The sequence below is a fragment of the Fluviicola sp. genome, assembly GCF_029266855.1.
Lineage (GTDB): Bacteria > Bacteroidota > Bacteroidia > Flavobacteriales_D > Crocinitomicaceae > Fluviicola.
The window spans coordinates 194,390-208,833 of the sequence record NZ_JAQSWB010000006.1; the positions used below are offsets into that span (position 1 = coordinate 194,390).

General features: G+C 42.6%; 13 protein-coding genes. 3 read left to right on the top strand and 10 right to left on the bottom strand.

Going from position 1 to position 14,444, the window contains the following annotated elements; all coding sequences use genetic code 11:
- Positions 1 to 3 precede the first annotated feature (3 nt).
- The 7 genes from K0S23_RS13550 to K0S23_RS13580 all read right to left on the bottom strand — a co-directional run bounded on the left by K0S23_RS13550 (position 4) and on the right by K0S23_RS13580 (position 8,653).
- Positions 4 to 1,335 carry a DUF58 domain-containing protein gene (locus K0S23_RS13550; RefSeq protein WP_300358353.1) on the bottom strand — a complete coding sequence of 444 codons (1,332 nt, stop codon included), beginning with the start codon at positions 1,333 to 1,335 and terminating at the stop codon, positions 4 to 6.
- Positions 1,335 to 2,453 carry a MoxR family ATPase gene (locus K0S23_RS13555; protein WP_300358355.1) on the bottom strand — a complete coding sequence of 373 codons (1,119 nt, stop codon included), beginning with the start codon at positions 2,451 to 2,453 and terminating at the stop codon, positions 1,335 to 1,337. Before K0S23_RS13555 ends, K0S23_RS13550 begins: the two co-directional genes overlap by 1 nt.
- Positions 2,450 to 4,138, bottom strand: a complete 1,689-nt coding sequence (locus K0S23_RS13560) for a hypothetical protein (protein WP_300358356.1) — start codon at positions 4,136 to 4,138, stop codon at positions 2,450 to 2,452. Before K0S23_RS13560 ends, K0S23_RS13555 begins: the two co-directional genes overlap by 4 nt.
- Positions 4,138 to 5,013 (bottom strand): hypothetical protein, encoded by an 876-nt coding sequence (locus K0S23_RS13565; RefSeq protein ID WP_300358359.1) that lies wholly within the window; start codon positions 5,011 to 5,013, stop codon positions 4,138 to 4,140. The genes K0S23_RS13560 and K0S23_RS13565 overlap by 1 nt, the downstream gene beginning before the upstream one ends.
- Complete coding sequence (locus K0S23_RS13570; protein ID WP_300358361.1) at positions 5,006 to 6,928, bottom strand: stage II sporulation protein M; 1,923 nt, start codon at positions 6,926 to 6,928, stop codon at positions 5,006 to 5,008. The genes K0S23_RS13565 and K0S23_RS13570 overlap by 8 nt, the downstream gene beginning before the upstream one ends.
- Positions 6,929 to 7,121: 193 nt before the next feature.
- The gene (locus K0S23_RS13575) at positions 7,122 to 8,171 is read right to left on the bottom strand and encodes a hypothetical protein (RefSeq protein WP_300358364.1); all 1,050 of its coding nucleotides are present in this window, start codon (positions 8,169 to 8,171) and stop codon (positions 7,122 to 7,124) included.
- Positions 8,168 to 8,653 carry an RNA polymerase sigma factor gene (locus K0S23_RS13580; protein WP_300358365.1) on the bottom strand — a complete coding sequence of 162 codons (486 nt, stop codon included), beginning with the start codon at positions 8,651 to 8,653 and terminating at the stop codon, positions 8,168 to 8,170. The genes K0S23_RS13575 and K0S23_RS13580 overlap by 4 nt, the downstream gene beginning before the upstream one ends.
- Before the next feature lie 138 nt (positions 8,654 to 8,791).
- Here K0S23_RS13580 and K0S23_RS13585 point away from each other — a divergent pair, with 138 nt between their 5' ends.
- From K0S23_RS13585 to K0S23_RS13595, 3 genes are all read left to right on the top strand, one after another.
- The gene (locus K0S23_RS13585; protein ID WP_300358368.1) at positions 8,792 to 9,238 is read left to right on the top strand and encodes a hypothetical protein; all 447 of its coding nucleotides are present in this window, start codon (positions 8,792 to 8,794) and stop codon (positions 9,236 to 9,238) included.
- Positions 9,239 to 9,565: 327 nt separating this feature from the next.
- Entirely contained in the window at positions 9,566 to 10,027 is a 462-nt protein-coding gene (locus K0S23_RS13590) for an energy transducer TonB (protein ID WP_300358370.1), read from the top strand.
- Positions 10,028 to 10,056: 29 nt separating this feature from the next.
- The gene (locus K0S23_RS13595; RefSeq protein WP_300358373.1) at positions 10,057 to 10,488 is read left to right on the top strand and encodes an energy transducer TonB; all 432 of its coding nucleotides are present in this window, start codon (positions 10,057 to 10,059) and stop codon (positions 10,486 to 10,488) included.
- Here the strand turns inward: K0S23_RS13595 and K0S23_RS13600 are convergent.
- The 3 genes from K0S23_RS13600 to accB form a co-directional block, all read right to left on the bottom strand.
- Complete coding sequence (locus K0S23_RS13600) at positions 10,478 to 12,427, bottom strand: SpoIIE family protein phosphatase (RefSeq protein ID WP_300358376.1); 1,950 nt, start codon at positions 12,425 to 12,427, stop codon at positions 10,478 to 10,480. The genes K0S23_RS13595 and K0S23_RS13600 overlap by 11 nt on opposite strands.
- Before the next feature lie 140 nt (positions 12,428 to 12,567).
- Entirely contained in the window at positions 12,568 to 13,902 is a 1,335-nt protein-coding gene (accC, locus tag K0S23_RS13605; RefSeq protein WP_300358378.1) for an acetyl-CoA carboxylase biotin carboxylase subunit, read from the bottom strand.
- Positions 13,903 to 13,954: 52 nt separating this feature from the next.
- Positions 13,955 to 14,437, bottom strand: a complete 483-nt coding sequence (gene accB / locus K0S23_RS13610; RefSeq protein WP_300358380.1) for an acetyl-CoA carboxylase biotin carboxyl carrier protein — start codon at positions 14,435 to 14,437, stop codon at positions 13,955 to 13,957.
- Positions 14,438 to 14,444 lie beyond the last annotated feature (7 nt).

The window sequence follows — 14,444 nt, forward strand, 5'->3', positions numbered from 1 at the left end:
TCCCTATATCACCCCCTTCGCCTTCAATTCCAAATATTTATTAATGGAATTGATCGACAGATCTTCCGGTTTGGAAAGAATGGTTTGGATTCCGTTTTGGCGCAGCTCGCGGGCAATGCTCCACTTCACGTTCGACATTTTCTCGGCTACGGTGGCTTCGATCAATTCTTTGTGGGTGTGCACGGGCTGTTGGGCCAATTCCTGCAATTCGTTGTTCTGGAAGAAGATAACGACCAATACGTGGCGTTTGTTCAGGCGTTGCATCATCGGCAAGGCACGGCGCATGGCAAATTCGCTTTCAAAGTTGGTGAACAACAATAGGAGGGAGCGCGTTTTGACCTGTTTGCGGATCGTTTGGTAGAGCAATTCGTAGTTCGCTTCCTTGAACAGGGTTTTCTGATTGTAGAGGTTCTCTAAAATGCGTTTCAATTGCCCCTGGTTGCGTTCTGCTGGAACAATGGAACCCATTTTGTCGGAGAAGGTAATTAAACCGGCGCGGTCGCCTTTGCGCAAAGCAATATTGGTAAAGACCAAAGTAGAGTTGATCGCGTAATCCAGCATGGTCATTTTGTGAAATGCCAGTTGCATCGGGCGGCTTTTGTCGATAACACAGTAAACAGGCTGCGAACGTTCCTCCTGGTATTGGTTTACCATCAGTTCGTTCTTGCGGCTGGTTGCTTTCCAGTTTACGGTGCGCAGGTCATCGCCCTGGACGTAATTGCGGATCTGTTCAAATTCACTGGTGTTTCCTATTCTTCGAACCTTTTTGATTCCCTGGGAAAGTGATTGCTGATTGAAGACCTTTAGTTCGTACTTTTTCATTTGAAGAACGGAAGGATATACTTCGATTCGCTGCACCATCGGGATGATAATGCGTCGCTGGGCAAGAAAGAGGGTAGAGCGGACAAAAATGACCACATCCCGGAATTCGTATTCGCCGCGTTCTGTCGGTGTAAAAGAGTAATGGAAATCTTTCGTCTTTTTGGGTAGTAGGATCGTGTTCCAAACGGCCGCGCGTTTCTGCATAAAGACCGGGTAACCTTCGTAAATTCCTACCTGCAGCGGTTGTGCAGTTTGGTTCAATACGGAAACGACTACTTTGTTTTCATCGCCCAGGTTCATGCGTTCCAAATATTTGCGCTGCACGCGGATCGGTTCTTTGAAAAGGTTTACAAGCAATACATCCAGGATCAGGGCAAATAACAGGACAAACAGAACTGTTTTACCAATAATGCCCAGGAAGGGAACAAAAAATGCTCCTCCGATCAACGCAATTCCAATTCCTGCAGCGAGGAAAAAGAAACGGGTGAGATGGATGCTTGCCAATAACTTCATTAACGCGGAACTTCGATTGTTTGTACGATTTCACGGATCACTTCTTCCATTTGTGTTCCTTCCATTTCAGCCTCCGGGGTTAAGATCAAACGGTGATTCAATACCGGGATTGTTACGAACTGGATATCGTCCGGGGTAACGAAATCTCTTCCACGAATTGCTGCAAAGGCTTTAGCTGCTTTCAAGATGGAAAGCGAAGCACGTGGAGATCCGCCCAGGTATATTTTGGAATGATTTCTCGTTTTATTGACGATCTGTGCAATGTACTGGATCAGGCGGTCTTCAATAATGATTTTCTCAACTACCGATTGTACTTTACGCAATTCATCTGCCGTAAATACCGCAACAATGCTTTCCAGGTCGGGAGCTTTGATCTGCTCTTTGTAACGCGTTAAGATCATGGTTTCTTCCTCCAATGTCGGGTAGTCCAGTTTGATCTTAAACAAGAAACGATCCAGCTGTGCTTCAGGCAAATTATACGTTCCTTCCTGCTCAACCGGGTTTTGCGTGGCAATTACCAGGAAAGGGAAAGACATGGTGTATTGTGTTCCGTCATAAGTAATTTGACGCTCTTCCATGACCTCGAACAAAGCCGCCTGTGTTTTTGCAGGAGCACGGTTGATCTCATCGATCAATACGATATTGGAGAAGATCGGGCCTTTCTTAAAATTGAACGAACTTTCCTTCATACTGAAAACCGAAGTACCGATAACATCGGAAGGCATCAGATCGGGAGTAAACTGGATCCGCGAAAAGTCAACGTGAAGCACTTTTGACAAGGCTTTTGAAGACAAGGTCTTCGCAACACCCGGAACCCCTTCCAATAAGATATGGCCGTTGGAGAAAATCCCCGCTAGCAATAATTCGATCATTTCCGCCTGTCCGATGACATACTTTCGCATCTCTTCGCGCACGCGGTTCACTTTTTCCGCAACCCAAAGCAATTCGCTCTGATCTCTCTGAACGAAAGCAGAAGGTACCGTTTCCGGAGTTTCATCGGCTTGTGACAAAGCACTTGGCTGCTCTTCCGGACCAGGATTGTTTGAAGCCGAATCGTTTGACTGGCTTTCATCATTTGGCATGTATGCCGCTAAATCGTCATTTCCTTCTTGGATCATGATTTATGAAGTTTAATGAATTCTACAAATTGATTCAATGCCGACTTTGCTCTTTTTGAAAGCAGTGCCCGACGTATTATAAAAATATTTCCATCCTCGCATTCAAAAACAACCCGCGTTTTCTCCACAGTGCAACGGATGGTTTGATTCAATGAAATTACGCGTTTTCCAGCAACAAGACCATAGAGAACGATCTCATTTGCTTTGATGGTTGCTACCGGAATCCGAATATACCGCGATGCAAAGTAAATCAGGATAATGGCCGGGATCACGAAGAACATCCCGATGCTTCCGCCTAATGATAATAGATACAAGCCGCGAATCAGTGTCAGTATTCCCATTAATAAAATGAAGGCTCCCATCAGAAGGGATTTATCCAAATTCACTTCTTTATCCGAAGCAACAAACTTTTCGGTAGGATGAAGAATCCCGGTTTCAATGTAAAATGCCCGGATCTTTGCATTAACTGCCGCCAGGTGCCGGTTGTCGACAGTGTTTTTTCTGGAATCCAGGCTTTGAACGATATCAACAATTTTGTCCGGATCATACGGAACTTTTGCAATGAGCTTCTGTAAATTTTGTTCCAGGTTTTCTTTTCGCGACAGGTCAATGTAGAAATGCCTGTTGATGGCAGAGTAGAAGTTCTTGCGCATGACTTGTAACACACCAATCGGTGAATTACGCGAAATGTAAATAGAACTGAGGGTTTCCACGAAAGCCAGTGACATGTTTCTTTTCTGGCTGTATCCCGGAAGAATTTCTTCTCTTCTTTTCGCCCGGAAGAACAAATACAGCAACAACAAAACGATCATCAGCAGGAAAGCCAGGCGCAAAATGGGGTTCTTGAGAATAAACTGGATCAGGGAATTATCTTCTTTTTCAGCACCTTCCGAATCCTCGTCTTTATCAGGTGTTGAGATGGGCTGACTGGAATCATTGATCCCGGAACTTAAGAAAATCACCGGTTTGTCTTTCGGGATTTTGTTCAATACGACCCGGGCATGCGCATATCCGTTGGGTTGGATGACCTGGTAGTTTTCAAATAAATTCGGGATACTGTGAAAGTGAACTTTTCCTTTGGCGTGTTTCTCATAGAATGCAAAAGGATGCTTCAATGCAAACAGGTAGGAGCGGTAATTCGTATCAATTATTTCGGTTTCCGAAAAGGAATACCAATCCTCATTGATCGTGTCGTTTTCGTAAACATGGTAAAAAGGAACCGTGGTATCACCGATCCAGGCGAAAAGTACTTTGCTGTAATCCCAGTAAAAAGCGCCTTCTTCAAAATGCCGTTCGTAGATATTGCTTGTCAGGTGATTGAAGCTGAGGTAAACAGTTGCTCCGCTGTCTGCATAATGCATGATGGAATCGTAATACTCGTCCGGTGCTCCGAATTCATTGCCGATAAACAGGTAAGTAGCTTCCTCGTGGTTCGGAACAGTGTCCAGTTCCGCCCAGTACTGCAGGTTGTAGATGGAATCTTTGACATGTACGTCGAGGAGTTCCATGAAGAATGAAATGTTTCGTGGGTTTTCGTCTTTCAGATCATAGACTTTTTTCCAGTCCGAACTGTATTTTTTCTGAATGTGTTTTGTGGATTCACTGCCTGCTCCGTCGAGTAGCCAGATCACAAAACCAATGAATAGCGCAAAGCCCAAGAATGATATGATGACTTTTCTATTCATTATGCTTTTTCAATTTTTTGGAAAGCGGCTTTCAGCTGCGGTTCAATGAGTTGATAACTTTGGGAATCAATGTTGTAATCTCCGTACCAAACCAGGTCATAGATCGAAACGATCTGTTCGAACTCCCTGGAAATCGCTTTGCCCTGCACTTCAATGATGTAATGCATATTGGTTTTTTCCTTTTTCCAGAAGATCCATCTGCGCTGGATGAGTTCTTTCATTGCAAACAGGAAGTAAATCCGTACGCATTCCTTGTAATTCCCGGAAGCCGTGGCTTCTTCCAAACGCAATTCCAATTCTGTTTTACTGATCTCGGCAGGATTCAGATCTTCTACCAAAGCTTCAAAAGGAATGGTTTTGATTCGCGGACTTCTGTTTTTGATAATGTAATAGATCAGGATTGCCAAAGCGACTACCAGTAAAATGATTCCCAGCCATTTCCAGAAGTTAATGGAAATATCCGGGGCATCCACATTCGGTCCTTTCGGGGCATCAAAATCCGGGATATCCACGGATTCGGCAGGTTCAATATTCGGATCTTCTTCAATGCTCCCGGTTCCGCCATCGCCGTTTTTTCCACCTTTCCCGTTTTCAAGGTCTTTGGGTGAATAAGGAGTTCCCTGGTAAGGTTTTGTCGTTCCGTTCGGGCTTCCCGAACCGCTGGAATAGGATTCGTTGATCGAAGTCGGACTTTGATAATAATCAGATTCCGGGCCTTTGTACTTATCCGAGCGTTTGTAACCATGTGCTTCCCGGATTTGATTCCACTTTTCGCGGGTGCTGATTTCTTTCTCCTTCTTTTGTGCCAAAGTGGAAAACGGAATCCCGGCACTTAGCAGGACGCATACAACGATATGTAGGATGAACTTAATCAAAGTCGAGTGAAGTTTCTTGATAACGTTTGCGCTTTCCGAAGTTGGCAAATTGTTTTTTCAACCCGGTTGACTGTGTTTGTTCCTGGAATGTATAGAACATGAATCCCATCATGATCACAAAGAAAGGAAGTGAGAACAAGATGAAAATAACATATACGATTTGCCGGGCAATATTCGCCGGCACCAAAAAGTCTGAAGTGTAATAACGCGAAACATTCTTGACGAAATCTGCAAACTTATCCAGGAAATCTTCCAATGCGGGTTCTTTCATGAAATTGACTTCCTGGTAACTGAGCACACAAGCGATTGGTTGTGCAAAGATGAAAAGGACCAATCCCATTAAAGAAATGCCGAGCAAAACGGTTCCATAGTTCTTTGCTCCGAATCTGAAGCCGTTCCCGAATCGTCTTCCGAAACGCTCTTCCCCCAGGATGATGGATGCTCCCTGAAGCCAGAAGAATGGTATGAGGAACAATACCAGGAACATCCAGTACCATGGAACATAAAAAAGGATCAGGAAGAGGAAACTTAAACCAAGCCAGATGCCGGGCAGTTTTTGAAGCATGAAGGGTACAAACAGTTTCAAACTTGCTTTTTGCTCCTGGTTTCTGAAATGATACAGGATAGAAAGAGTGAAAATGGAAAGAATAATGGTCCAAAGTAAGGTGACCACAAAATCACTGAAAGACCGAATATCAAATCCCATGATGATGCCCAGTTGCGAAGCCCAGTCATATTCATACTGGTGTGTCAGATCTTCGTAACGCATCAGATCCTGGAAGATAACAATGGCAATAATAATCGGAACTGTAAGTGCCAGGTTGTAGCGCATGATCTTACCGATGTGTACGCGGTAGAATGAGAAGCTGTCTGAGAAGATCTGCCCGAAAGTACGGATCTTATGCAGATCGAAACTATTTACATAGGTTTTGATCGGCGGGTCGCTTTCATGTACCAGTTCAGGATGACGTCGTGCAACAACGATCGGGAAAATGATGTAATAGAAAATGATGATAGCAAAGGAAATGGAAATGATCGTCCATTTGGACCAATCAGCCAGTTCCTGGTAATTATGTGTGACGTAACTTTCCAGAAAGCCGGCAGCGATCAGGAACGGAATAAGCGACATCATGATTTTCAAGCCTCTTTTGGCCGAGAGCTGGAGACTTTGCAGGCGGGTATAGGAACCGGGAAATAGCAAACCGTTGCCCAGTGTAATTCCCGCTCCACCGGCAATGGCAATGGAACTGATCTCAAATGCCCCGTGGATCCAGATCCCAAGGAAAGAAACGATCAGTAGACCTTTCAAATGGAAGAAATACTGAAACGCACCCAGCATGATCGAGTTATTGAAAATCATGATGTGCGTACCGATCGTAAAGAATATCCCTAAAATAAAGGTGTAGAAGGAAACTGTGATATTGTTGAGTGTGATCTCCAGAAACATACTGACTTGGGATCCGCTGTGATAGACACCCAGGGGATCGCCCTTTTCAATGTTTTTCAGGGTCATTTCAACATAATCATCTCCCAGGATCATCCGCGGAAAATCCGGGTTGAAGTGGGTTGAAATCACCCCGACAAGAGTCCAGAAAAGAAATACGAAAAGTGCAAAGAGTAAATTTTTGCGCGATCTGTAAATTTCCAGTGGAATCGAAACCCTCCAGACAGTAAACAGTTTTTTAAACGAATCTTTTCGCTGCTTGTGTACCAGGTTGTGAACCCCCTGTGCAATTTGATTCAGGTAAACACGAACTGTCCGCTTGTTATAGAACGTTTGAGCATAACTTAAATCATCTGTGATATCAGAATATAAATCTGCTATTTCTTCAGGATCACTTGTTTGATTTGAAGTCAAAGACTGGAATTTCTTCCATTTTTCTTTGTTCTGTTCTATGAAGGAGGTTTCTTTCATGCGGTCCGATAAAAATAGTTGTTTTATTGAATCTGGAAAGCCGCTTCTGAAATTTATTTTGAAGTTCGGTGCTTCAACTAAGCTTAGCTACCTCAACATATTTTAGTGTTTAATTTTGATAAGGTGACTGAATTTCGGTCATTGAGTGTTGAAAACCTTAACCGAAGCGTCAATGGGAGTCGAGATGCCGAAGTCACTTTCTCTTCGAAGACTTATGCGAAACTTCGAATTTCCCGATTTTGATGAAGAAACCGCCTTTTTCTGTTTCAGTTGCTTTCCCGGTTTTGAAATCCACCGGTGTTTTTGTTTTCTCCGAGATCGTGTTGGTGATGATCGGAATCGGGTTCTTCATATTGGAACCACCCGCATTTGAAGCAAGATCTTTACTCGGTGCTTTGTTTACTTCCTCGTCAAGGGTTGGGGCAACCGGTTGTTTGTTGTCTTTCACCTGGGGTAAAATCGTTGGGTGATGCGGTGATTTTTCACCGATCAGATTTTTATCTGTTTCAGGCTGTACCGGAAGAATCCGATCTTCTGTGTTTTTTACTTTTTGCTTCGGATCACGTTCGCTGTGAATTGGCGGATTTTGATTTGAATCCGGCTTGCTTCTTTGTGCAACAACCGTGTTGTTTTCAGGAATTGAATTCGTTGCAGGTTCAAGTTCCACTGATTTTTTATCTGCGGAATGTGTATTCGAATTTAATTTACGGTGCTGGGCCATAACCGTCGGATCTTTCTCGGTGGTTCCTGTTCCTAATCCCAACTGGAAGAATAACAGCAAAACAGCAGCAGCACTGGTGATTCCTGCGATCAGTTTCCAGGGAACAAGTCTGATTTCTTTTTCTTTCAGATCCTCTTTATTCGGATAAGAAACAACTGAAGCCTGCAAACGCGTTTCGCGGTAAGCGGCAAGAAGTTTTTGAGCTTCCGGGTTCGCAGCTAAGTATGTATCAAATAATGTGTCTTCTTTAGCTGAAAGAACCTGTTCGATTCTGCCAATGGCGAAATAGTCCAGGTTTTCACCTGAAACGAAGGTTAAATCTTCCTTTTTTAAAAGTAGTTTTTGAAGCGGGTCTAACTTTTCAGGAGCTTCATCCAGGATCAATAATTCTTCATCAACCCGTAATTCAGGATGTGCAGCCAGGAATTCTTCAAACGCAATACGCTCCTCTTCCGAAAGAGTTCCTTCCAGGTAATCCAGGTAAAAGGATTCGTAATTGTCGATATGAATGAGTTTTTTCATGCTACTAATTCCGTTGATTTGAGGTAGTTCTTTAGCGTTTGACGAGCTCTAAAGATATACACTTTTACTTGTGATTCGTTCAGAGCGGTAATCTCCGCTATTTCATTGTAATTATATCCTTCGTAATCCCTTAAGAGAATTACGGTCTTTTGAATTTCGGGCAACTTGTTGACTGCTTCCTGTAGTGTTTTCTGAACGTCGAACAAGTGACTTAAAGGATCATCCTGCCTGACATCTTCTCCTTCAAAGCTTGTTGTGCGCTTTTCCTTTTTCAGCGTATCCACCATTTGATGGTAAGCTGTTGTAAACAAATACGACTTCGCTTTCGAAGCTTCAATGCTTTCGTGTTTTTCCCAAACCTTTGCAAAAGTCTCCTGGACAATGTCTTCGGACAGCATACGGTTTTGGGTGTGCTTGACTACGAACCGATAAATATTATCAGCATACAATTCAACCGCCTCATTGTATTCTTTCCTGGTCATGTAGTCGTTTAACAATCGTAAGACTGGTTCATGTCTATAAAGTTACAGCGGAAAATGATTTTTTTTGAAATTATTTCAAAATGCCTTGGTTTATACTGTTTTATAAGCTGTATTATTGTGATGATTTAATAATGACTTATGAAACTTATAGCTGCACTTCTTTTAACTTTTTCGGGATTTTCTAATCTGAACGCTCAATGTGACACGGATGTACGTGCAGCTTTCGGAGGAGTTTCTTCCATAATGATTTACAATACCTATCTTACAATCGGGGCAATCGCAGATGCGCATGTGAGTGAGGTGTATGATGCCGAGCGTGTAAAAGCATTAATGGATGAACAGATTTCGATGCTTCAAACAGTGATTGAGTCGCTTGAAAAATGCCTGGTAGTAAAAAGTAACGGATTAGATGCGGAGGATGTACTCTACGTAAAAGACCTGATAGCTTGTTTGGAATCTCTAAAAGGCGAAGCGGATGGTTTGAGTTACTATGCCATCACGGGCAATGAAGCTTCCCAGCTCAGATACAATACCAACAGGGATGATGCCTGGGCTCAGATAAAGAGTTTAATGGGAATAGAATAATAGCATAAGGAAGACATTTAATAAATGATTACTACACTTCGGGGTTTTCTCTGGAAGTACTTTGATGAAAACATTAGTATTATCAGATATTAAAAAGATTGATGAGGTTCTGTTTGTTTTCTTTGTGCTTTCAGCACGATTCGTTAGACTCAAAAAGTATATTAACAGTTCTTGTTGCTTCAAAATCTGCGTAAATCTATCAAATCTGCGAGCCACTTGAAGTCCAGTACTGGATTTTCACGCGGATTTCGCAGATGACGCAGATTTCAAAGAGTGAATCAGGGTCTTTTAGTACAAATACGGATACTCTAATTTAAATGTCAGCGTATGCAATTCAACTTTAAAATCCTCATTTTAATTGCCGAACTTAGTTTTAACTGTGTATTCATTTCTATTCAGTCATTTGGCCAAGTTGAAGAGGAGGTAACTTCTTGCGGCCCGGCAATAGAGAAGGAAATACAACAAGGAGGTATTTACGATATTGTAGATGAACCGGCAAGTTTCCCCGGAGGAGTCTCGGCTTTAAGAGTGTTTCTTGCGGACAATTTGGTTTTTTCGGAAGGAATGATCGGTGATGGGTCCAAAAGAAAGTATTACGTTAAGTTTATCGTTGACAAAGATGGTACTTGCAGGAATTTTACAATTATCAAAGTGATCAATGAGTGTCTTGGATGCGATAAAGAAGTTCTTCGCGTGCTACAGTTGATGCCAAAATGGAAACCCGGGTTAGTTGAAGGCAAACCTGTTTCCTCGTGGTTTAGGCTTCCTGTGACTTTTGGGCTTCAGTAAAGTTTTCTATCTTTGAAAAAAACCATCTTATGAAATTCAACTTCAAGAAAATCCTTTTTATCACTTCACTGCATTTCATTTGCGGAAGCACTTTTGCTCAGGAAGTACCAGCTCCTAAACCAACTACCAACCCCGAACCACCACAGATTTACGACATTGTTGATCAACCAGCTGAATATCCCGGAGGTATGGCAGCCATGAATAAATTTATTGCTGAAAATCTCAAATACCCGGAAACGGCGAAAGAAAAAGGAATTCAGGGAAAATGTTATTTGCAGTTTATTGTTTCGGAAACCGGACAAGTAAGTAACATAAAAGTCAAGAAAGGTGTTGTAGATTGCAAAGAATGTGATTTGGAAGCCGTTCGTGTTGTCAAAGCGATGCCGAAATGGAAGCCGGGACAGAAAGATGGTAAAAATGTGAATATGACTTATACGCTTCCTGTTTCCTTTAAACCATAATTTTTATCCCCATCACGCAGACATCGTCTGTTTGTTCGTGAGGGCCTTTCCAGCTTTCAAATTCTTCTTTCAAAGATGCTTTTAATTCGGTACCATTCCGGTCCTTGTGTTTTTGAATGAAATCCTTGAAGGTAGCGTATTTGTATTTCTTGTTTTTCGGTCCCCCGAATTGATCCGCATAGCCATCTGAAAAAAGAATGATCCAGTCATTTTTCTCCAATTGGATTTCGTGTGTTGTGAAGGGTTTCGCTCCGTCGAATTGTCCCACCGGTTGTTTGTCCGGGCTGGTAACGAGTATTTCGTCTCCGCGGAAGATCCACAACGGATTGTTGGCTCCTGTCCATTGAAGAGTCTTTGTCTTGTGATTGAAGCAGGCCAAAGAAATATCCATTCCGTCTTTTACCGAACGCGCTTCTTTCGTCAGTGTCTGAACGACCAACTCACGGACATGGTCTAACAGTTCTCCCGTATCCTGGTTTTCATTTACAGCCAGCGATTGATTCAGTGCGTTGATGCAAAGCACACTCACTAATGCTCCCGGAACTCCATGACCAGTGCAATCTGCTACGGCAAACCAACTTACATCGTTCCGTTTCTCGAACCAGAAGAAATCTCCGGCAATAATGTCTTTCGGAGCGTAATAAACAAAGGCATTTTCATCAAAACTTGCCTGGATCTCACTTTCAAGCGGTAACAAAGCCTGCTGGATAAATCGGGCATACTGAATACTTTCCACGATCTCATGGTTCTTGGATTCCACGATCAGTTTTTGTTCCTGCAATTCCTGGGTTCGTTCAATGACTTTGTCTTCCAGGTTTTCATAGGAATGACGCAATTTCTGCATCATGGAATTGAAGTTTTTGGAGAGCAGGTTGAGCTCCAGGCTACCACTTATTTCAATCGTTTGGTCAAGGTTGTCGGTAGAAATGGTTGCGGTCTTACGTGCTAATTCCTGGATTGGCCTGGTCAGTTTTCGCGAACGGAAATAAACAATAACAGTCAGGATAACGAGTGTCAGCAAGAAAATAACTCCAAAACGCCACAACAAATCAGCTACCAGATTTTGATATGGTAAATCGTTTGTTCCCAGTTCCAATACATAGCCGGAATACAATTTCGACTCCAATACCGGAAGGAAGATGTATTCGGTCAATTCTTTTCCTCTTGAAGCCGGATCATCGGTATTTACGATCATGTGTTTTTCCAGGTCGAGGCATTTCAGGTAAGCTTTTTGGAGTTCAGGGTCTTTGATGCTGTTATCTGTGATGTGCTTTACTCCCAGGTACAATTTCACATGACCGATTGCTTCAAAGCGTTTTTCCAGGCTGCGGATTTTGGAAAGCAATAATTCCTTGAATTCATCTGCCGATTTGGAATAGAAACCCAATTCAATGATGTGTTTGCCATCAAGCGAAGTTTGGTAGCTGTATTTCTTGATCTTCCCGGTTTTGATCTCCAAACCAAAGCGGTCTTCTTTGAAGGTTTTGGATTGAAAGATTTTAGAGAAGAAGGAAATGAACGTTTTATTGAGCTTTTTAAAGTCAAAACCCATATCCGGTTTGAAAGTGGTATTGACAATCTTCAGGTTCCGGTCGATGAGGTAGATGTCTTCCCGCGAAGAATCCAATCCTAAAGAAGATCTCAAAGCAAGTAAGTCGATTGATTTTGCAGGTTGTTTCGCTAAAACGAATTGAATCTCCCTGGAAGCGTCCTGCATGCGTTCAATAAGCGATTGTTCGTGAGTACGCATGGAGAAATCGTAGTATTCGATCAAATTCTTCGTTTCTGCAACGATGCTTTTCTTTTGATGGTCGATGTCGTTTTCAACTTTGTCCAGGTTATACTGGTAAGTCAGGTAGAAAACAATGGAAAAGATCAGTAATACGGGGACAAGAATGTTCACCAGTAGTTGCCGCAGGATACTTTGTTTCGTTTTCACGGGGTGAATTTATGGAAATAGTTTAAGAGAAAACGATTAGAGTGGGTTTAGATGGAATAAATACGGCAAATGCGTTAGGTTAAAACACGTAGGGACGCGAATTAATCGCGTCCCTACGTGTTATATATATACTTTAATTCTTAAAACTCAAACGTTTCCATGAACTTCGTCGTGAAGTTTCCTTCGTTGAACTGAGGGTCTTCCATCAATTTCTGGTGGAATGGGATCGTTGTCTTGATTCCTTCGATGATGTATTCATCCAAGGCGCGTTTCATTTTAAGGATTGCTTCTTCGCGTGTTTGAGCAACTACGATCAGTTTTCCGATCATCGAGTCATAGTTTGGAGGAATCGTGTAACCTGCGTATGCATGTGTATCGATTCTCACACCATGCCCACCCGGTGAATGGTAACTTGTAATTTTCCCCGGAGAAGGACGGAAATCAGCATACGGATCCTCGGCATTGATACGACACTGGATCGCATGCATTTGAGGATAATAGTTCTTTCCTGAGATCTTTTCTCCGAATGCAATTTTGATTTGCTCTTTGATCAGGTCGTAATTGATTACTTCCTCCGTAATTGTATGTTCTACCTGGATACGTGTGTTCATTTCCATGAAGTAGAAATCGCGGTTTTTGTCAACCAGGAATTCCACTGTTCCAACACCTTCATAGTTCACAGCCTTTGCAGCTTTGATAGCCGCCTGACCCATTTTCTCACGCAATTCGTCAGTCATAAATGGAGAAGGAGTTTCCTCTACCAATTTTTGGTGACGACGTTGGATGGAACAATCACGCTCCGATAAGTGACATGCGTTTCCGAATTGGTCACCTGCGATCTGGATCTCAATGTGACGTGGTTCCTCAATGTATTTCTCCATGTAGATACCGTCGTTACCGAACGCCGCACCAGCTTCCTGGCGAGCAGAATCCCAAGCTGCTTCCAGCTCTTCTTCTTTCCAAACAATGCGCATTCCTTTTCCACCACCACCGGCAGTTGCTTTCAGAATGATCGGATAAACAACAACTTTCGCAGTTTCACGTGCATCATCCAGGTCTTTTAGCAAGCCTTTAGATCCGGGAATACAAGGTACGCCTGCTGCAATCATGGTTGCTTTGGCAGTTGCTTTGTCACCCATCCCGGCAATTTGCTCAGGCAAGGCTCCAATGAATTTAATATTGTGTTCTTGACAAACACGGGAGAATTTTTCGTTTTCAGAAAGAAATCCGTATCCCGGGTGAATCGCATCTGCGTTGGTAATTTCCGCTGCAGCTATAATGTTTGCGATAGACAAATAAGATTTGTTACTCGGGGGAGGCCCGATACAAACCGCTTCGTCCGCAAAACGAACTGGTAAACTTTCTTTGTCAGCAGTAGAATATACTGCAACCGTTTTGATTCCCATTTCCTTACACGTACGAATGATACGCAAAGCAATTTCGCCACGGTTGGCAATTAGTATTTTTTTGAACATAAAATCGTGTTTAATGAGTAACTAGCTGTTTTCTTTGGAAGACAACTATCAATTAAGCAGGATCTACCAGGAATAATGGTTGATCATATTCTACCGGTGTAGCATCGTCAACTAATACTTTCACGATTTTACCGGAAAACTCAGCCTCGATCTCATTGAACAATTTCATTGCTTCAATGATACAAACTGTTTCACCTTTGTTAACTGATTGTCCAACGCTAACGAAAGGTTCTTTGTCCGGACCTGAAGAGCGGTAGAATGTACCGATCATTGGAGATTTCACAGTGATGTATTTTGAATCCTCGCTTGAAGCTACAGGAGCTGCCGACTCAGTAGCAGGAGCTGCAGCTTGTGGAGCTGCGATCGGAGCTGCCATTTGAGGAACAACCGGAGCAGCTGCTTGCACGATGATTTGGGAATCAGATTTTTTCTCTGATTTAATCGTGATTTTAAAGTCTTTTTGCTCAATTTCTACTTCCGTAACACCTGATTTTGCTACAAACTTAATTAAGTCTTGGATTTCGTTCAGATTCATATCAGTA